The following is a 19,192-nucleotide window of genomic DNA, read 5'->3' as shown; positions in this document are numbered from 1 at the left end:
CGGCGCCGCGGACGCCACGGTGCCGATCGGCCGGTGAGTACCGTCGCTCCAGTTCTTGTCTTCCTCGCGAACTTAGTAAACCATGTAACCTTGCAGCGATGTCCAGGTGGCGGCGTCCGACGCCGCAGGCGAGACCCGTCGGAGCACCGGGCCCCGATGGGCGGGGTGTGGGCGACGAGCCCGGCCCGACCGACGAACAGGGCTCGCCGATGGACGCGGTCCGCCGATGGACGCGGTCCGCCGACGAGAAGGAGGCGCGGTGACAGCGGTCGAGATCGTTGACCGGCCCCGCCAGGGCGAGTTCCTCGGCCCACTGCGGGAGTTCCTGGCCGCTCACGCGGGCCCGCCGCCCCGTGGTGGCAGCGCGCGGCTCGCCTGGGCCCGCGCCTTCCACGCCGACCTGACCGACGCCGGGCTCGCGGCGCCGGGATGGCCGAGGGAGGTCGGCGGCATGGACCTCTCGCTGCCCGACCAGATCGCCTACCACCGGGAGATGACGAGGGCCCGGGCCCCCCGCCACCCGTGCGGCCTGTCGTTCATCGTGGCCCCGACCCTGATCCGGCATGGCACAGCCGCGCAGAAGGACCGCTTCCTGCGTCCGCTGCTGCGCGCGGACGAGTTCTGGTGCCAGGGCTTCTCGGAGCCCGGCGCCGGCAGCGAGCTCACGGCCCTGTCGACGAAGGCCGTGCGGGACGGCGACCACTACGTCGTCACCGGCCAGAAGGTGTGGACCAGCCAGGCGCACCTCGCGGACTGGATGTTCGCGCTGGTGCGCACCGGCGAACCGGGCCCGAAGGGGATCAGCTACCTGCTGCTGTCGATGACGTCGCCGGGGCTGACGGTGCGGCCGCTGCGGGACATCAGCGGGGGAACGCACTTCGCCGAGGTGTTCCTCGACGAGGTGCGCGTGCCGGTCGAGAATCTCGTCGGCCGGGAGAACGACGGCTGGTCGATCGCGCGCACGAGCCTGGGCCACGAGCGCGCCACCGCGTTCCTGTCGGACGAGTTCCGGTACCGACGGGTGGTCAGCGAGCTGATCGCGCTCGCCGCCGGCTCGCCGGCCGGGGACGACCCGGTGGTGCGCCAGGACCTCGCGCGGATGGAGGCCGGGGTGCGCATCCTCGCCTCGAACAGCCGCCGAGCCCTGGAGACGGTGCTCGCCGGGCGCGATCCCGGGCCCGCCTCCTCGGTCAACCGGCTGATGCGCGCGGAGTTCGACCAGCGCCTGCACGAGGTGGCCCTGCGGGTGATCGGCCCCGACGCGGTGCTCGGCAATCGCGAGCCGACCGCGCCCGAGGGCGGCCGGTGGACCTACGGGTACCTGATGAGCCGGTCGTCGACGATCGGCGCCGGCACTGCCGAGATCCAGCGCAACACGATCGCCGAGCGGGTGCTGGGGCTGCCCGCCCCCCCGCCGGCGCCGGGAGCCGGGCACCGGGCACCGGTGACGGGCCAGGACGGCGGCGCCGGGCGCCGCGCCGGGGGCGCGGGATGACCGCGGGACGACGAGGAGTGAGGTGACCGTGGACACCGCCGAGGCGGAGGGCGAGCTGCGCGACGCGCTGGCGCGGCTGCTACGCGAGCACTGCGACATCGAGCAGGTCAGGGGGATCGCGGCCGCGCCGGGCGGCTGGGACCGCGAGCTGTGGTCGGAGCTTGCGGCCATGGGAGTGGTGGGGCTCGCCGCCCCGCCGGAGCATGGCGGGGAGGGGGCGGGGCTGGCGCTGCTCGCCGTCGCCCAGGAGGAGCTGGGCCGCCGGTTGGCACCGGTGCCGCTGCTGTCCAGCGCGACCGCTCAGGCGGCGTTGCTCGCCGTCGTGGCGGGGGGCGCACCCGGGGCGACCGCCGCGGGCGCGCTGCTGCCGGCGATCGCGTCGGGCCGGTCGCCCGCGACCGTCGCGGTCGGGCGCACCGTCGACGGGTGGACGCCGCTGGCGACCGTGCGCGCCGAGGAGGCCGCCGGCGGGTGGCGGCTGACCGGGACGGCTCCCGTCGTCGCCGACGCCACCGCCGCGCGGGTACTGCTCGTCGCCGCCACGACCGGGACCGGTCCCGCGTTGTTCGCCGTCGACGTCCCCGCGCCGACCGGCGGCGGTGATGGTGATGGAGCCGGCGGCGGTGACGGTGCCCCCGGCGGTGATGGAGCCGCCGACGGCGGTGCCGGCGGTGCCGGCGGTGGCGGGGCAGTCGGCAGCCAGGGCGGCTTCGCGCAGGCCGTGGTGGGGGTCGAACCGCTCGACGTCCTCGATGCGACCCGCCCGCTCGCCCGAGTCACCCTGGACACGCCCGCGACCCTGCTCGCCGGGCCTGCCGCGTTTGCCGGGGTGCTCGCCGCCACCCGCCGGGTGGCGTTGACACTGCTGGCGGCCGAGGCGGTCGGGGTCTCGGTGTACTGCACCGAACTGGCCGTCGACTACGCCGGCATCCGGCACCAGTTCGGCCGTCCGATCGGCACCTACCAGGCGATCTCCCATCGCTGCGCCGACATGTTCGTCGGCACCGAGGCGGCTCGCGCCCTGGTCGCCGCCGCCGCGCAGGCCCTCGACGAGGCCGGGGGCCCGGCGGATGGGCCGGCGGACGCCGGTGAGCTGGACGTGGCGGTGGCCCTGGCCGCCGCCGAGGCACTTGACGCCGGGGTCGGCGCAGCCCAGGGCAGCCTTCAGGTGCACGGCGGGATCGGCTTCACCTGGGAGCACCCCGTGCATCACTACCTGCGCCGGGCGAAGTCGAGCGAGGCGTTGATCGCGGCGCCGGACCGGCTGCGCGAGCAGGCCGCGTCCCGGCTGGTCGCGGCCGCCCGACGCTGAGACGGCGCCGGCGCCGGCGCCCGGGTCGTACGACCGATCGACATCAATTCATTCAACCTAATAAACTCATCTAGCGGTAGCTTGGGCGAACGGGCCCTCTCGGCGGGTCTGCGGATCCGTCCGGAGCCCGCACCGATCTGCCCGGGCGGCAAGGAGCGATGATGCGGGACCCTGTGATCGAGGTCGTCGGACAACCCGGCCTCCCGCGTGCCCCTCTCGGGTCGGATGTCGTCGCCCGCGGCCACGCCCGATGACCGAGCCCGCCGACCTGCCGGGCCGCCTGCGCGCGTTGTGGCAGGCGCCCGACTCCGCCCCCGTCCTCCAGGTCGACGGCGCCTGGGTGTCCTGGGGGACCGTGCGCGCGCTCGCCGACGAGATCACCCGCAGCCTCGACGGGCTCGGCCTCGGTCGCGGCGCTCGGGTCGGCGTCCTGCTCGGGAACTGGCCCGAGTCCATCGCGGCGATCCTCGCAATTCTCGGTACCGAGCGCTGCCTGACGGTCTTCAACCCGCTGCAGCCGGCCGAGCGACTCGCCGGCGACCTGGAGCGGGCGACCCCGCCGGTGATGATCGTGCCGGTGCGGGCCTGGGCGTCCTCGGGGCTCGCGGAGCCGGTCGAACGGCTCGGCATCAGTCTTCTCCACACCTCGCCCGAGGGAATCGCGGTGGTGCGGGCCGGGCGTGCCGACGCCGCGGTCACCGCGGTCGACGCGCCGGGCGTCGCCGTCGAACTCACCACCTCGGGCACCACCGGCCCGCCCAAACGCATCCCGTTGACCTACCGTCAGCTCGAGGCGTCGGTCGGGTCCGCCCGGGGCCACATGAAGCCCGGCGGCGGCGAGCGATCCTGGTTCGAGGGCGGCGTGGCCATCGTCTCCGTGCCGCTGGTGCACATCGGGGGGTTGTGGGGGGCGCTGCAGGCCCTGAGCGACGCGCGGCGCATCGTGTTGCTGGAACGCTGGACCCTGGACCGGTGGCTCGACGTCATCCGCGAGCACCGGCCCCGCCTCGGCGCGCTGCCGCCGGCGGCACTGCGCACCCTGATGAACGCGGACGTGCCCGCCGAGGATCTCGCCAGTCTGCGGGCACTGACCTGCGGCACCGCCCCGGTGTCGCCCGACCTGGTCGACGCGGTGCTGGAGCGCTACGGCATCCACGTGCTCGGCGTGTACGGCGCGACCGAGTTCTCCGGCGCGGTGGCAGGCTGGTCGCTGCCGGACCACCGGCAGTGGTGGGCGAAGAAGCGGGGCAGCGTCGGGCGCGCCTTCCCCGGGGTGGGGCTGCGCGTCGTGGCGGAGGACGGCAAGGTGCTGCCGACGGGGTCCAGCGGACTGCTGGAGATCAGGACCGACCAGGCCGGTGCCCGGGCGAACGCGGACGGCTGGACCCGGACCAGCGACCTCGCGCACCTCGACGACGACGGTTTCCTCTACATCGAGGGTCGCGCCGACGACGTGATCATCCGAGGCGGTTTCAAGATCCGCCCGCTCACCGTCCGCGAGGTGCTGGAGGAGCATCCCGCGGTGGCCGAGGCGGCGGTGTTCGGCCTGCCCGACGAGCGCCTCGGCCAGGTGCCCGTCGCCGTCGTGGAGCTGGCGCCCGGCGCCGGGCCGATCGGCGAGCAGGAGCTGCGCGACTGGTGCCGGCCCCGGATGCTGCCCTACGAGGTGCCGGCGCGGGCGCTGACCGTGCCGGAGCTGCCCCGCGGAGTGTCCCAGAAGGTCAGCATGCCTGACCTGCTGGCGTTGTTCGCCGAGCAAGGAGACGACCGTGGAACGCGAGATCTTCGAGTATGAGCACCGGCAGTTCCGGGAGGTCGTCCGGGAGTTCGTCGCCCGCGAGATCACCCCGTATCACGCGGGGTGGGAGGCCGACGGGATCGTCGACCGCGCGGTGTTCGCCAAGGCCGCCAAGCACGGCGTCATCGGGTTCAACGTCGCCGAGGAGTTCGGCGGCGGCGGGGTCCGCGACTTCCGCTTCAACGCCGTCGTCGCCGAGGAGCTCGCGGCCGCGTTCGTCACCGGTCCGGGTTTCCTGCTGCACAACGACGTCGTCGGCTCCTACCTGAGCCGGCTGCCCGACGACGAGCAGAAGGCGCGCTGGCTGCCCGGCTTCGCCTCCGGCGAGGCGATCTGGGCGATCGCGATGACCGAGCCGGGTGCCGGCAGCGACCTGCAGGGAATCCGGACACAGGCGGTGCGCGACGGGGACGACTGGCTCGTCTCCGGCGCCAAGACGTTCATCACGAACGGGATCCACTCCGACTACGTCATCGTCGTGGCGCGGACCGACCCGGCGGCGGGCAGCCGGGGCATCTCCCTGCTCGTCGTGGAGCGGGACATGCCCGGTTTCTCCCGCGGTCGCAATCTCGACAAGATCGGCCTGCACGCGCAGGACACCGCCGAGCTGTTCTTCGACGCCGTCCGGGTGCCCGCCCGCAACGTGCTGGGCAGGCTGGGCGGCGGCTTCGTCCACCTGATGGAGAACCTGCCCGAGGAGCGGCTGTCGATCGCGATCTCGGCGGTAGCCGGGGCCCGGGCGGTGTTCGACTCCACGCTGGAGTACACGAAGACCCGCACCGCCTTCGGCCAGCCGATCGGCGGCTTCCAGCACAGCCGCTTCCTGCTGGCCGAGCTCGCCACCGAGATCGACATCGCCCAGGTGTACATCGACCGTTGCCTGAAGGCGTCGTTCGAGGAGAAGCTCACCACCGTCGACGCCTCCAAGGCGAAGTGGTGGGCCACGGAGCTGCAGCAGAAGGTCGTCGACCGCTGCCTGCAACTGCACGGGGGGTACGGCTACATGACGGAGTACCCCGTCGCCAAGGCGTTCACGGATGCGCGCATTCAGACCATCTACGGCGGCACGACGGAGATCATGAAGGAGATCATCGGTCGTTCGCTGGGCGTGTGACGGCTCGGCTCAGACACACGGGCGGATTGCCGCCGCAACCATCGTCCTCGGGTAGGAGCAGGAGTCATGGGCGTGGACTGGGGTTCGGGGACCGAACTCGGTGAGTTCCGGACGCAGGTGCGGGCGTTCATCGCCGGCCACGCGCCCGGGCGGCAGGCCAAGGCGGGGGTGCGCAGCCCCGAGACCGCCGAGGAGCTTGCGGAACTGCGGCGCTGGACTGCCGCGCTGTTCGAGGCAGGCTACCTGGGCGCTGACTGGCCGGTGGAGTTCGGTGGCGAGGCCGAGCACGACCCGCGCCGCGACGTCGTCGTCTCCGAGGAGATCGCCCGGGCGCGCGCGCCCATGCACTCCGGAGCGAACGGGCTCGCCGCCAGCGCGCTGATCCGCTACGGCACCGACGAGCAGAAGGCGAAGCTGCTGCCCGCCATCCGCTCCAACGAAGACCTGTGGTGCCAGCTTTTCAGCGAGCCCGATGCGGGCAGCGACCTGGGCGGGATGCGGACCCGCGCGGTCGCCGACGGCGACTCCTACGTCGTGACCGGGCAGAAGGTGTGGACCACCAACGGCCACTGGGCCAACCGCGGGTATCTGCTCGCCCGCACCAACCCGGACGTGCCCAAGCACAAGGGCATCACCGCGTTCGCGATCGACATGGACACCCCGGGCATCGACGTCCGGCCGCTGCGCGAGCTCACCGGCACCTCCGACTTCAACGAGGTGTTCTTCGATGGGGCACGCATCCCGGCCTCCGCCGTGATCGGCACGCCCGGGCAGGGCTGGATCGTCGCGAACGCGTCGCTGGCCGAGGAGCGCAACGGCGTCAGCGCCGCGGTCGTCGACCTCCAGCTCGCCTGGGAGGACCTCCACGCGCTCGCGCAGAAGATCGAGATCGAGGGTCGGCCGGCGCTGGAGCTGGCCGACATCCGCCAGCGCCTGGGGGCGTTGCGCGCCGAGATCCGCGCCTGTGCGCTGCTCGGGCAGTCCTCGTTCGCCCGCTGGCGGGTCGGCCGGGAACGGGTGATCGACGCCCCGGCGGGCAAGCTGTGGTTCAGCGAGCTCAACCTGCGGCTACACGAGTTCGCCGTGGACCTGCTCGGCGCGCGCGGCATCCTCACCGAGGGCGACGTCGAAGCGGTCGAGGGCGGCCGCTGGCAGGACGCCTATCTCTACGCCCGCGCGTACACGATCGCCGGCGGCAGCTCGGAGATCATGCGCAACCTCATCGCCGAACGCGCCCTCGGCCTGCCCCGCTAGCCCAACGACCTGCTGGCCCGACGACCTGCTGGCCCGACGACCTGCTGGCCCGACGACCCGCGCGCCCGACCGCTGCGGTCGGGGGAAGGATCCGGCGACATGCTTCTCAGCGACGAACAGGAAAGCCTGGCCGAGGCGGCCCGCGACTGGCTCGCGAAACGCACCGATCTGTCGGCGGCCCGTGCCGACGGCGCGGCGCTCGCGGCGCTCTACTCCGCGGACGACGTGCGCGCCGCCGCCGAACTCGGACTCACCTCGCTGCTTCGGCCCGCGGAGGGGGGGACCTTCGCCGATCTCGCGGTCGTCGTGGAGGAACTCGGTCGCGCCGGTTCGCCGCTGCCGCTCGGCCAGGCCGCCCTGGTCGCCCGGCTGCTGGACCAGATCGGCATCGGGGCGGCCGTGGCCGACGCGGTGGCCGAGGGCGCGGCGCTCGCGGTCCCGGCGACGGCCGAGCCGGACGACGCCGCGATCAGCGGCCTGCCCGGATCCGACGGCACGCTCACCCTCGCCGGCCGGGCGGCCGCCGTCGTCGGCGGCCTTGGCGCGGCGTGGCTCCTGGTCGGCGCCGCCGTCGACGGGGACCGCGCCCTGGCGCTCGTTCCCGCCGCGAACGCCACCCGTACCGCCCGCACCACCCTCGACCTGAGCCGGGACATCGCCGCCGTCGACCTGCACGGCGTCACCGTCCCGGCGGGTGACTGGGCCCGGGTCGGCGCGGACGTCGCCGACGCCCTGGACCAGGCCCTGGCGATCATCCACATCCTGGACGCGGTCGGCGCCGCCGGTCGCCTGCTGGACATGACCGTCGGGTACGTCAAGGAACGTGAGCAGTTCGGCCGTCCGGTCGGCTCGTTCCAGGCGGTCAAGCACCATGCGGCGACCATGGCCGTCGACATCGAGGCGGCGCGGCTGTGCGCCCATGACGCCGCCCGCGCGCTCGACAGCGGCGATCTGGTCGCCGCCGCAACCGCCGTCGCGGTCGCCGGCTCCGTGGCCGAGGGGACCAGCCGCGCGGCCAGCACGGCGCTGCAGCTCCACGGCGGCATGGGCTTCACCTGGGAGCACGACCTGCACCTGTTCCTGCGCCGAGTCAAGGTGGACGAGCTGGTCCGCGGCACGCCCCGCCAGCACCGCGAGCACCTGATCGCCACCGCCGGCTGACACCGGGGACGTCGACCCGGGGACGTCGGCCCGGGAACGTCGCCGCGGGGGCGTCCCGCTAGTTGCCCTGGGCCTCGATCGAGACCTGCTCCCACTCTGCCCAGGTGGCCAGCCGCTGCTGGTAGACCGCCTTGACGATCTGGGTCGGCGGGATACCGAACAGCACCCGCAGCGGCGGGTTCTCGGCGTTGACGATCTTCAGTAGGGCCGCGCCGGTCGCCGCCGGGTCGCCGATCGCGGACCCGGCGTTGGCACGCCGCTCGGCCATCGCCTTACGCAGGTTGTCGTAGGCGGGCGACGGGGCCGAGTGCACCGCCGAGGAACCGGCCCAGTCGGTGCTGAAACCGCCCGGCTCGACGAGGGTCACCTTGATCCCGAAGTCGGCCACCTCCTGGGCGAGGGCCTCGCTGAGTCCCTCCAGCGCCCACTTCGACGCGTGGTAGGCGCCGAGCGAGGGGAAGGCGGCGATCCCGCCGATCGTGGAGATCTGGATGATGTGCCCGCTGCCCTGCGACCGCAGCTGCGGCAGCACCGCCTGAGTGACCCACAGAGCACCGAAGAAGTTCGTCTCGAGCTGGTCGCGGATGTCGCTCTCGGTGAGCTCCTCGACCGCGCCGAAGTGTCCGTAGCCCGCGTTGTTCACGACGACGTCGAGCCGCCCGAAGTGCGCGATCGCCGCCTTGACCGCGGCGTCGACGGCGGCCCGGTCCGTGACGTCCAGCGCATCAGCTCACCCGCGCGGACGCGCCGGCCGGGTCGGTCGGTCGGTCTGATCTGTCGGCGAGGCCCGTTCCCTCGGCCGGGACGGAGCCTCCGGCCGGTCCACCGGAGGCCGACGAGCGGGTCAGCGGGGTCGAGCGGCGGGTCAGCGGGGTCGAGCGGCGGGCCGCCGCGGTCGTCGCGGCCGCCCTGGCCTGCCTCAACGCCGCCCAGAGCGCGTGGTGCGACGCCGGCGGCCACGCATCGCTTGCCGCGCTGCTCGACGAGGCGATGGGCGCGGTCGCGCCGTTGCGCGGGTGAGCGGGTGAGCGGGGCGGGCGATCGCCGGCTTCCGGCGGTCAGTCCGGCAGGATCCTTCCGCAGAGTTGCTTCTGGGTCACTTCGAAGGCGGTCGCCGTGGCGTTCGCCCGCACGAAGGCGTAGCAGATCTGCTGCCGGCCGAAGTCGTCGGCGATGCTGATCGGCGCGATCAGCCCGCGCGCGTTGTAGTTCGTGACGCGGTGCAGGCTGTGGATGAAGGACGCGCGGGTCGGGCAGGCGCCGGCGTCGGCCAGGCCGCGCAGGAACAGGTCGGTCTCGATGTAGGAGTGCAGCGCGAACTCCTGGTCGGGCGAGGTCAGCTGGGGCGCGTACTGGCGCACGGCGTTGCGGTACTCCTCCAGCGGTGGGCCGCCGGCCTCGAACGGCAGGAAGTACAGCGGTATCGACACCCCGGCCATCACCGGGCCGAGCTGGCGCAGCAGGCCGGTGTCATACCCGGTGAAGGACAGGGTGGCCGTCGGCGCCGCGCCGGCTGACCGCATGGAGCCCAGAATCTCGGCGAGAGAGCGGGCGTCGAGCAGGCTGAGCAGGACGTCGGTGCCCTCGGCGGCGAGCCGGCGGCCGGTGGCGGCGGCGTCGTCCACACCCGCGGTGTAGGTGAGCCCGGTCGCCTCGATGCCGGCGGCCCGCATGCTCCGGATGACCTTGTCGCCGAAGCTCGTCACGGCGCCGGACAGCGGCTGCGTGAGCACGACGGCCTTCCTGCCGCCGCTCTGGCGGACGTAGGTGCCGAACGTGTCGACCGCGGACTGGGTCGGATAGACGAAGGAGAACATGTTCTGGTACTGCGACCACACCGGTTCCGCATCGAGACCGGTGACGGGAACGCCGCGGTCGCTGAGGTACCTCGCGCTGCCCGAGACGTTCGTGGACGACATGATCAACCCGAAGACTCCGGCGTCCTCGACGAGGTCGCGCGCCACCCGCGCGTTCGTGTCCGGGTCCGCCGCGTCATCGCGCCACTCGTAGGTGACGCGGCGGCCGTTCACCCCGCCCTCGGCGTTCGCGAGTCCCAGCCGGGCGTCGACGCCAGCCCTCGCCGAGGCGAACAGCGTCGACCCGACTCCGGTGTCGGGGTAGATGAATCCCAGCTTGATCTGGTCTTTGGTGACTCCGGGGGAGGTGCAGGATCCGTCGGCGTCCGGCGGGCTGGCCGTCGAGCACCCGGCGCCCACCACGAGCAGGCCGAGGATGCCGGCGGCCAACCGTAAGCGGCCCTTCCGAGACGAAGACACAGATCCCCCTGGAGACGATGGCCGTGCTGGTGCTGGTGCTGGTGCTGGCGAGGTACCGGGCGCTGGTGCGCGGGGTCGTTCCCCGTCCGGTCGTGCCTGCCACGGCGGGGACGCCCATCGGAGGGAGTGATCCAAGCGGCCGGCGCACCGTCATAACGTAGGTAACTTAGTAAGCCTTGATCGATCCTACGACAAGGGATCTGTGATGCCGGGCAGTCATATCCCCGCGGACGGCCGGGCTCCAGGTGGCTGTGTCGGCCGGGAGGGTGCGCCGGCCGGGAGGGACGGGACATCCCCGGCGTCTCCTGGCGCTCTCCCTGGAGAGCCGGGATGAGGACATAGTTATCTGTTATAACTAGGTGGTGGATGAGAGTGCTGAGCGCTTCGGTGTCCTGACGGACGCGGCCTTCGAGCGGTCGCGCAGGCGGATCGGGGTTCCGCAGCCCCTGCCGAACCCGCCGCACAACTACGAGGTGACCTGGGACGCCTCCCGGCACTTCGCCTACGGCTACGGCGACGACAACCCGTTGTACTGCGATCCGGACTACGGCAAGGGCACCCGCTGGGGGACGCTCATCGCGCCGCCGACCTTCCTGTACACGATGGGTGAGGACGCGGCGCCCAGGCCGGATCCGGAGACGAAGGCGCTGCTCAGGGGCGACCCGTTCGCGGGGCTGGGGTCCTACCAGGCGGTGATGGAGTTCGAGTGGTGGCGGCCGTTCGCCCTCGGTGACCGGGCGCGCTGCCTGCGTACCCAGGTCGGGGTGGCGGCCAAGCCCAGCTCCTTCGGGGGGCGCACCGCGCACGTCACCCACGACTTCATCTTCGCCAACCAGCACGGGGAGCCCACCTGCCTGCAGCGCGGCACCTGGATCAACGCCGAGCGGCACACGTCGCGGGAGCGGAAGAAGGAGCACGATCTGCCGGAGCCGTACTCGGCGGAGCAGTTGGCGCAGATCGACGCCCTGTACGCGGCGGAGTCGCGGCGGGGTGGGCAGCCGCGGTACTTCGAGGACGTGGTGGTCGGCGAGGAGTTGCCGACGAAGGTCAAGGGTCCGTTGACGACGACGGACGTGGTGGTGTGGCACCTGGGCTGGGGGATGCAGCTCACTCCGCCGGGTGCGTTCCGGCTGGCGTACCGGGTGCGGGCGAAGGCGCCGGGGCTGTATCCGGCGAACGCCCTGAACGTTCCCGACACGGTGCAGCGGTTGCACTGGGAGCCGGCGCGGGCGCAGGAGTTGGGGTTGCCGACGTCCTACGACTACGGCGGCATGCGGGAGACGTGGCTGTGCCATCTGCTGACCGACTGGATCGGCGACGAGGGCTGGCTGTGGAAGCTGTCGGTGCAGCACCGCCGGTTCAACTTCGTGGGGGACACGACGTGGTTGAAGGGGCGGGTGACGGACAAGCGGCAGGTGCCCGGGCCTGACGGGGCCGAGGTCCGCAACGAGGTCGACGTCGAGGTGTGGGCGGAGAACCAGCGGGGGGTGACGACGTCGCCGGCGAAGGCGGTGGTGCTGTTGCCGAGCCGGACGGGTGGCCAGGTCATCCTGCCCGCCCCGCCGGCCGACTCCGCCGAGGGCATCGTCCGCTACGAGATGGACCGCATCGCGGCGGAGGCGGACGCCGGCTCCTGACGCTCCCGGGCACGTGAGACGTCCCCACCGGACGAAGGCAGTCCTTCGCCCGGTGGGGACGTTTGCCGTTTTGGGGTCGAACGCCCTGGTAGGCGGCCCGGCCAGCCCCTCAGGCGCGGCACGACGGATCGCCGCTCGCTTGACCAGATCGGCTACCTAGTTTACAAAGATAGCGGTGTGCCGCACGTCTCACCGATCGTCGACCGGACGCGTCGATCCCCGAGGGGCCGCCCCGTCCCGATCGGATCGCCGCGCGCCCGGCCCGAACCGGACTTCCATCCACCCGGCCCCGGCGTCCCTGCGGCGTGCGGGCCGGCGCGTCAGGCCGCCCGGACCCACTGCACTCGATCACTTCGCGGCCGTGCCGACGGAGGGTGAGGGGAGACATCGCCTGCGATGACCCAACACATAGTCTTCCTGCTACTGGGGCTGGGGAGCGGAGCCGTCTTCGGGGCGCTCGCGCTCGGCCTGGTGGTCACCTATCGCAGTTCGGGCGTGGTCAACTTCGCCACCGGCGCGATCGCCCTCTACACCGCCTACACGTATGCGTTCCTGCGCCGGGGCGAGCTGCTGCTGCCGATCCCCGGCTTACCGAAGACCGTCTCCGTCGGCTCCGACTGGGGGTTGTGGCCCGCCCTGGGCGTCTCGCTGGTCATCGCCGCGTTGCTCGGAGTCCTGCTCTACGTGCTGGTGTTCCGGTGGCTGCGCGCCGCGCCGCCGGTCGCCAAGGCCGTGGCCTCGATCGGGCTGCTCATCGTGTTCCAGGCGCTGCTCGCCCAGCGGGTCGGCACGACGCCCGTGTCGGTGAAGCGGATCCTGCCCAGCGACAACTACACGATCGGCGACCTGCGCATCCAGGGTGACAAGCTGTGGTTCGCGCTGACGATCGTCGTCCTCGCGATCGCCCTCGCCGGCGTGTTCCGCTTCACCCGCTTCGGCCTGGCCACCCGGGCCGCCGCCGAGACGGAGAAGGGCGCGCTGGTCACCGGCCTGTCGCCGGACCGCATCGCGCTGGCCAACTGGGCGATCGGCGCCGTGGTCGCCGGCCTGTCCGGCATCCTGATCTCGCCGATCGTGCCGCTCATCCCGGTCTCCTACACCCTGTTCATCGTGCCGGCGCTCGCCGCCGCGCTGGTGGCCGGCTTCAACTCCCTGGGCCTCGCCGTCGGCGCCGGTCTGCTCATCGGGATGGTGCAGTCCGAGCTGCAGTACCTGCAGTCCCAGCACTCCTGGCTGCCGCAGCAGGGCCTGGGCCAGCTCGTTCCGCTCGTCGTCATCCTGGGGTACCTGGTCCTGCGCGGCCGACCGCTGCCGACGCGTGGCATGCTCATCCGCGCCAACCTCGGCCAGGCCCCCCGGCCGCGGCACCGGCTGCTCAACGTCGTCATCCCGGCCGCGGTCGCGGTCGTGCTGCTGGTCGTCACCTCGGGCTCGATGCGGGCCGCGGTCGTCACCTCGATGCTGCTCGGCATCGTCACGCTGTCCCTGGTGGTCGTCACCGGCTACGCCGGCCAGGTCTCGCTCGCGCAGCTCACCCTCGCCGGGGTCGGCGGCTTCCTCGTCAGCCGGATGTCGACGGACTGGAACATCCCGTTCCCTCTCGCCCCGCTGCTCGCCGCGCTCGGCGCGATGATCATCGGGGTTGTCGTCGGCCTGCCCGCGCTGCGCATCCGCGGCCTTCCGGTCGCCGTGGTGACGCTCGCCCTGGGTATGGCGGTCGAGTCGATCTGGTTCCGCAACCCGGACGTCAACGGCGGGACCGGCGGAGCGAAGGTCGCCGACCCGAAGCTGTGGGGGCTCAACCTGCGCATAGGCGCGGGCGAGAACTACCCTCGCATCCAGTTCGGCCTGCTCTGCCTGGTGGTCCTCATCCTCGTCGGGCTGGCTGTCGCGGAGCTTCGGCGCAGCCGGCTCGGCGCGGCCATGCTCGCCGTGCGTGCCAACGAACGCTCGGCGGCGGCCGCCGGCATCGACGTCGCCCGAGTCAAGATCGCGGCCTTCGCGATCGGGTCGTTCATCGCCGGCCTCGGCGGCGCGCTGATGGCCTACCAGCAGACCCTCGTGGACGCGGAGTCCTTCTCCGTCGTCGGCGGCCTGGCCCTGTTCGCCACCGCCTACCTGGCCGGCATCACCTCGGTCTCCGGCGGTCTGCTCGCCGGCGTGCTCGGTGCGGGCGGTCTGCTGTTCGTCGCGCTGGACAAGGCGGTCGACCTCGGGAGCTGGTACCAGGTCATCACGGGTGTCGCCCTGGTCCTGTCGGTGCTGCTCAACCCGGAGGGCGCCGTCGGCCCGGTGCACGCCTGGTGGTCGGCGCAGCGGGCGAAGCGGCTGCGCGCCGAGCCGCCGGTCCTGCCCACCGCCGACGCCATCCCGGCGATCATCCCGGCGGGCGAACCGGCCGACGCCGCCGCCCCGGCGACCGCATCGACCCCCGCCACCGAACCCGCCCCCGCCCCCGCCGAACCCGCCCCCGAACCCGCCCCCGCCGCCGCCGAACCCGCCACCGAGCCCGCTCTGGCGTCCGAGCCCGCTCTGGCGTCCGAGCCCGCCTCGGCCGCCGAGCCGGGTGCGGCCCCCGCGGTGGTGCCGGTCGCCGCCGCCTCCGTCGCGGCGGCGGCGAGCGCCGACGCCGAGCGGATCCTGCTCACCCTGCGCTCGGTCGGGGTGCAGTACGGCGGCGTGCGGGCCGTGCAGGACGTCAGCCTCGACTTCGGCCATGGCCAGGTCATCGGCCTGATCGGTCCGAACGGCGCGGGCAAGACCACTCTGATCGACGCGATCAGCGGGTTCACCGCCGCCAGCGGCGAGGTCGAGTTCGAGGGCGTCCGGCTCGACGGGCTCAAGCCGCACCACCGGATCCGCAAGGGTCTGGGCCGTACCTTCCAGGGCATCGAGCTGTACGAGGACCTCTCGGTCGCCGAAAACGTCTCCGTCGGGGAGACCGCGGCCCGCGGCGGCGGCGGGCGGCTGCCCGCCGACCACGCCGACTACCTCGACCGGCTCTACCGCGCGCTGCAGCTGCACGAGGTCCGCGAGCGCCCCGTCCGCGAGCTGTCGCAGGGCCACCGCCAGCTCGTCTCGATCGCCCGAGCGCTCGCCGGCCGGCCGCGGGTGCTCCTGCTCGACGAGCCGGCCGGCGGTCTGGACAGCACCGAGAGCCTCTGGCTCGGTGAACGGCTGCGGGAGGTGGCCCGCACCGGGGTGACGATCGTGCTCGTCGACCACGACATGAACCTCGTGCTCGGCGTCTGCGACCGGATCGTCGTGTTGGCCCTCGGCGCGGTGATCGCCAGCGGCACGCCCGAGGAGATCAAGAACCATCCGGCGGTCGCCGAGGCGTACCTCGGCAGCGCGCCCGTCGCGTCGCAGTCCGCGACGGCGGCAGACGCGCCCGCCGCCGCGCCCGCCGATGCGGCCGCGCCCGCCGATGCGGCCGCGTCGGCCGGTGAGGTGTCCGCGTCGGCCGGCGCGGCCGCCGACCCGGCGGACGCCGGCGCCGGTACGACCACGTCCACCGCGGCGACCCCGCCCGGACCGTCGGCACCGCTGGAGAAGGAGAGCGTCGGTTGAGCGTCCTGCTGCAGACCCGCGGACTGAACGCGGGCTACGACCGGGTGCCGGTGGTGCGCGGCTTCGAGCTGACGCTGCGGGAGGGCGAGGTCGTCGCCCTGCTCGGGCCGAACGGCGCGGGCAAGACCACGGTCCTGCTGACGCTCGCCGGGCTGCTGCCCGCGCTCGGCGGCGAGGTCGCCGTGCACGGGCAGGACGTGCACCGGGCCAGCCCGCGCGCGCTGTCCAGGCTCGGCGTGGTGCTCGTGCCCGACGACCGGTCCCTGTTCACCACGTTGACCTCCCGGGAGAACCTCCAGCTCGGGCGGGTCAAGGGTGGGCTGAGCGTCGACGAGGTGCTGGACTACTTTCCGGCGCTGCGCAAGCGGCTCGACGTTCGGGCGGGGATGCTCTCCGGCGGTGAGCAGCAGATGCTCGCGATCGGACGGGCGCTCGTGCAGCGCCCGCGCATCCTGCTGATCGACGAGCTCAGCATGGGTCTCGCCCCGGTGATCGTGCAGGAGCTCCTGCCGGTCGTGCGAGCGGTGGCCACGGACACGTCGGCGGCGGTGGTGCTCGTCGAGCAGCACGTGCACCTCGTCATGGGCATCGCCGACCACGCGATCGTGCTCGCGCACGGCGAGGAGGTGCTGTCCGGACCGGCGGCCGAGCTGCGGGCAAATCCCGAGCTGCTGGAACGGGCCTATCTCAGCGAGCGGCATGCTCCGCGGGAGGTAGCCGCCTGAGCGTTGGCGTATTGCCTTCGGTGGGTCGCCAATACTGCTTTTGGGTCGGGGTCATTCTTCGGTAGTGCTTCAGTAGTGCCTGCCGGAGTGCGGGCCGGAGGCGTGCCGGCCGACGGGTCGTTTTGGCTCGGCGGTGCCGGCGTGGCGGGGGACTTTCGTGTCGAGCGACCGCCGATGTCCCAACCGGGATGAGCGCGTCCCGGTTGGCGCGGATAGTCCTGCGCGAAATGGCGGTCATCGCCTCCGTTCCCTTGACGAATTCGGTGACCCCAATAACATAGCTCACCAAGTAAGCTATGTTGCGCTTTCGGGTGGCTGCGGCCCCCGCTGCCGGCGAGGACGGGCCGGACCAGGACTGACCAGGACTGACCAGGGCTGACCGGGCCGCTCGGTGGGCGGGGCCACCCGCCTGCTGTCGGGTGGCCCGACGTGAGATGGAGGAGCAGTGGGCACGAGGATCAGGCATAGACATGACGGACGCCGCGGCGTGCGGGTGGGAGCGGCGTTCTTAGTCCTCGGCCTGGCAGTGCTACCGGCGGCCTGCGGCAGCAGCGGCAGCGACGCTGGCGACTCGGGGGGTTCGGCCGGGGCCACCGCGGCCGCCGTGACGCTGCCGCCGGGCACGAAGGCGGCCGGTGCGGCGGTGAAGATCGGCTTCATCACCGCGGAGGGTGGCAGCGCGGTTTCCCTGCCCGAGGTCCGCGAGGGCGCCCAGGCCGCCGCCGCCTACGCCAACGACTATCTCGGCGGCATCGGCGGTCGGCCGATCCAGCTCGTCGTCTGCAAGTCGCAGGAGGACGCGGCCTCCGCCCGCACCTGCGCCAACGACATGGTCGAACAGAAGGTCATCGCGGTCGGCACCGGAACCACCGGCTTCGGGGACACCCTCGTGCCGATCATCGCCGGCGCGAAGATCCCGTACGTGACGGGCACCGCGACCGCCGGCTCCGAGTTCGCCACCGACGGCGTGTTCTCCTGGACCGGGGCCTTCCCCGCCACGCTGGGCACGATGGCGAGCTACGCGAAGGCGAAGGGCTACAAGCGGGTGGCGCTGTTCGTCACGGACGTGCCTGCCGCCATCACCGGGGCGAACGCGCTCGGCAAGCCGGTGTTCCAGAAGTCCGGCGTGGACCTGGACGTGATCTCCATCCCCCGGGGCGCGGCCGACGCCACCTCCCAGGTGACCTCGGCGATCGCCAAGAAGCCGGACGCCCTCGCGCTCGTCGGCGACGCCACCCACTGCACCTCGGTGTTCAAGGCATTCCAGGCCGTGGGGGCGACCCAGCCGAAGTTCGTGATCCAGCCGTGTGTGTCGAAGGCCGTCGACGACGCGGCGCCGGGCGCGCTCGACGGCTCCGTCCTGTTCACGCCGTCGGACACCGACTCCGACGACACGGAGGCGAAGCTGTACCGCACGGTGATGGCCAAGTACACGCCGAAGACGCAGACCGACGGCTACGCGGTCACCGGCTACCAGACGGTGCTCGGCCTCGCGCGGGCGCTCAAGGGCATCAGCGGCGACGTCACCCCGGCCTCGGTGACCTCGACTCTGAAGGCGGCGAAGAACATCGCGATGCCCGCCGGTCACGGGCTGACGTTCTCCTGCGACGGCAGCGCCATCCCCAGCCTGAAGGCGCTGTGCTCGGCCAGCTCCGTCGAGGCGACCCTCAAGGGCACCAAGGCGACCGACGTCAAGACGGTCGACGCGGCCAGCCTGTTCGCCGCCGGCTAGCCAGGGCCGTCGCGCCCGTCGGTGCCCTCGGGCGCCGACGACCGGGGCTCGGATCGGACGACGTCGTCCGATCCGAGCCCTGTGTCATGTTCCGGAGTGGTCGCGATCCGGCATGGAGGGGGTGCCGGAGCGGACCGACGGATCGCGGCGTGGCCCGCGGGGGGCGGTGCCTGCGGTGGCCCGTCGGTGGTGGCGCCTGCCAGTGCCGGTGGTGCCGGTGGCACTGAGATGCCGGTGTTGCTGAGATGGGGCGGCGCCGGCGGTGGGAGTTGTACCGCCTCGCCGACCCGATCGGAGACTGCTCAGTCCAGCAGACCGATCTGCCGGGCGGTGTGCACCGCCGCGGTCCGGTTCCGGACGCCCATCTTGCGCATGATGCTGCGCATGTAGGTCTTGACCGTCTCGGCCCGGATGGTGAGCTGCTCCGCCGCCTCGACGTTGGAGCAGCCTGTGGCCACCAGAGTGAGCACCTCCATCTCACGCAGAGTGAGACGGAAGGGCGGTGGCTTCGCCGGACTCTGCGTCACCGGCTCACTGCGTAGCAGCGAGTAGATGCGCAGGATCTGGCGTCGCAGGTGGGGCGTTGTGAGCTGCGCGCTGAGCTCCAACAGCTCGATCTGGGCCAGGCGAACCCGTTCCCGCTGGGTCCGCGCGTCGGTCGGTTGGTTCTCGGTGGTGAAAGGACCCGACGCTCGGTCGAAGCCGGCGGCGGTCATCGTCCGGTGCAGGCGCACCTGCACGGCGGACGAGTCCGAAACCACTGGGCCCATCGTGCTCCTCTCCCTGTCCACTCCGGTTTACCCGACCGCTCCGGAGGAGCATCACCGGCCCATCGCCGACAGTCCGGAAATTCATCCGAGGGTCGGGCAGGGGATCAGCCGTACACCACCTTTGTGGGAGGCCGTGCATGATCCGGCCCCGGGTGGAGTGAGTGCGCCGCCACACCCACTCCACCCGGGCTCGGCATGCCTTCACCGGACCCCACTGTCGGCTACATCGAAAAGGTTATCCCGCAGCCTGGCCATGCCGTCAATGCCGCCCGCTCCGATGTGCGAGAACAGACTCCCGCGGAGGGGCGGGGAAGACCCGGATGAGGATCCTGATTCCTACCCCGAACG

The 19,192-nt window shown here is 72.5% G+C and carries 13 protein-coding genes; 10 read left to right on the top strand and 3 right to left on the bottom strand.

Going from position 1 to position 19,192, the window contains the following annotated elements:
• The first annotated feature begins 259 nt into the window (after window positions 1-259).
• The 6 genes from FRAAL_RS21260 to FRAAL_RS21235 all read left to right on the top strand — a co-directional run bounded on the left by FRAAL_RS21260 (window position 260) and on the right by FRAAL_RS21235 (window position 8,134).
• Window positions 260-1,495 carry an acyl-CoA dehydrogenase family protein gene (locus tag FRAAL_RS21260; protein ID WP_011605987.1) on the top strand — a complete coding sequence of 412 codons (1,236 nt, stop codon included), beginning with the start codon at window positions 260-262 and terminating at the stop codon, window positions 1,493-1,495.
• A gap of 22 nt (window positions 1,496-1,517) precedes the next feature.
• A complete protein-coding gene (locus FRAAL_RS21255) occupies window positions 1,518-2,807 on the top strand; it encodes an acyl-CoA dehydrogenase family protein (protein ID WP_011605986.1) in 1,290 nt (429 codons plus the stop codon).
• 250 nt (window positions 2,808-3,057) lie between these two features.
• Entirely contained in the window at window positions 3,058-4,602 is a 1,545-nt protein-coding gene (locus FRAAL_RS21250) for a class I adenylate-forming enzyme family protein (protein WP_011605985.1), read from the top strand.
• Window positions 4,577-5,719 (top strand): acyl-CoA dehydrogenase family protein, encoded by a 1,143-nt coding sequence (locus FRAAL_RS21245; protein WP_011605984.1) that lies wholly within the window; start codon window positions 4,577-4,579, stop codon window positions 5,717-5,719. Before FRAAL_RS21250 ends, FRAAL_RS21245 begins: the two co-directional genes overlap by 26 nt.
• A gap of 66 nt (window positions 5,720-5,785) precedes the next feature.
• On the top strand, window positions 5,786-6,973 hold the full coding sequence (locus FRAAL_RS21240) for an acyl-CoA dehydrogenase family protein (protein WP_011605983.1): 1,188 nt from the start codon (window positions 5,786-5,788) through the stop codon (window positions 6,971-6,973).
• A 99-nt stretch (window positions 6,974-7,072) separates the two neighbouring features.
• The gene (locus tag FRAAL_RS21235) at window positions 7,073-8,134 is read left to right on the top strand and encodes an acyl-CoA dehydrogenase family protein (protein ID WP_011605982.1); all 1,062 of its coding nucleotides are present in this window, start codon (window positions 7,073-7,075) and stop codon (window positions 8,132-8,134) included.
• A gap of 58 nt (window positions 8,135-8,192) precedes the next feature.
• Here FRAAL_RS21235 and FRAAL_RS21230 read toward each other — a convergent pair whose 3' ends face one another.
• Both FRAAL_RS21230 and FRAAL_RS21225 read right to left on the bottom strand, forming a co-directional pair.
• Complete coding sequence (locus tag FRAAL_RS21230) at window positions 8,193-8,855, bottom strand: SDR family NAD(P)-dependent oxidoreductase (RefSeq protein WP_083866870.1); 663 nt, start codon at window positions 8,853-8,855, stop codon at window positions 8,193-8,195.
• 337 nt (window positions 8,856-9,192) lie between these two features.
• Window positions 9,193-10,380, bottom strand: coding sequence for an ABC transporter substrate-binding protein (locus FRAAL_RS21225; protein ID WP_041939583.1), 1,188 nt, complete (start codon window positions 10,378-10,380; stop codon window positions 9,193-9,195).
• Window positions 10,381-10,772: 392 nt separating this feature from the next.
• Between FRAAL_RS21225 and FRAAL_RS21220 the strand changes: the two genes are divergently transcribed.
• From FRAAL_RS21220 to FRAAL_RS21205, 4 genes are all read left to right on the top strand, one after another.
• Window positions 10,773-12,047 carry an FAS1-like dehydratase domain-containing protein gene (locus FRAAL_RS21220; protein ID WP_041940830.1) on the top strand — a complete coding sequence of 425 codons (1,275 nt, stop codon included), beginning with the start codon at window positions 10,773-10,775 and terminating at the stop codon, window positions 12,045-12,047.
• A 396-nt stretch (window positions 12,048-12,443) separates the two neighbouring features.
• Window positions 12,444-15,617 (top strand): branched-chain amino acid ABC transporter permease/ATP-binding protein, encoded by a 3,174-nt coding sequence (locus tag FRAAL_RS21215; protein WP_011605977.1) that lies wholly within the window; start codon window positions 12,444-12,446, stop codon window positions 15,615-15,617.
• Window positions 15,614-16,342 (top strand): ABC transporter ATP-binding protein, encoded by a 729-nt coding sequence (locus FRAAL_RS21210; RefSeq protein ID WP_011605976.1) that lies wholly within the window; start codon window positions 15,614-15,616, stop codon window positions 16,340-16,342. Before FRAAL_RS21215 ends, FRAAL_RS21210 begins: the two co-directional genes overlap by 4 nt.
• A 487-nt stretch (window positions 16,343-16,829) precedes the next feature.
• On the top strand, window positions 16,830-18,074 hold the full coding sequence (locus FRAAL_RS21205; RefSeq protein WP_041939582.1) for an ABC transporter substrate-binding protein: 1,245 nt from the start codon (window positions 16,830-16,832) through the stop codon (window positions 18,072-18,074).
• A 302-nt stretch (window positions 18,075-18,376) separates the two neighbouring features.
• Here FRAAL_RS21205 and FRAAL_RS21200 read toward each other — a convergent pair whose 3' ends face one another.
• Complete coding sequence (locus tag FRAAL_RS21200) at window positions 18,377-18,844, bottom strand: helix-turn-helix transcriptional regulator (RefSeq protein WP_041939581.1); 468 nt, start codon at window positions 18,842-18,844, stop codon at window positions 18,377-18,379.
• Window positions 18,845-19,192: the final 348 nt, after the last annotated feature.

It is taken from the genome of Frankia alni ACN14a (assembly GCF_000058485.1).
GTDB classification, from domain to species: Bacteria; Actinomycetota; Actinomycetes; order Frankiales; family Frankiaceae; genus Frankia; species Frankia alni.
This window is presented reverse-complemented; position numbering and strand designations above follow the sequence as displayed.

Excerpts from the sequence above, each read along its gene's own strand:
- FRAAL_RS21250 (WP_011605985.1), top strand. The coding sequence starts at position 3,058 with ATGACCGAGCCCGCCGACCTGCCGGGCCGCCTGCGCGCGTTGTGGCAG.
- FRAAL_RS21240 (WP_011605983.1), top strand. The coding sequence starts at position 5,786 with ATGGGCGTGGACTGGGGTTCGGGGACCGAACTCGGTGAGTTCCGGACG.
- FRAAL_RS21235 (WP_011605982.1), top strand. The coding sequence starts at position 7,073 with ATGCTTCTCAGCGACGAACAGGAAAGCCTGGCCGAGGCGGCCCGCGAC.
- FRAAL_RS21215 (WP_011605977.1), top strand. The coding sequence starts at position 12,444 with ATGACCCAACACATAGTCTTCCTGCTACTGGGGCTGGGGAGCGGAGCC.
- FRAAL_RS21200 (WP_041939581.1), bottom strand. The coding sequence starts at position 18,844 with ATGGGCCCAGTGGTTTCGGACTCGTCCGCCGTGCAGGTGCGCCTGCAC.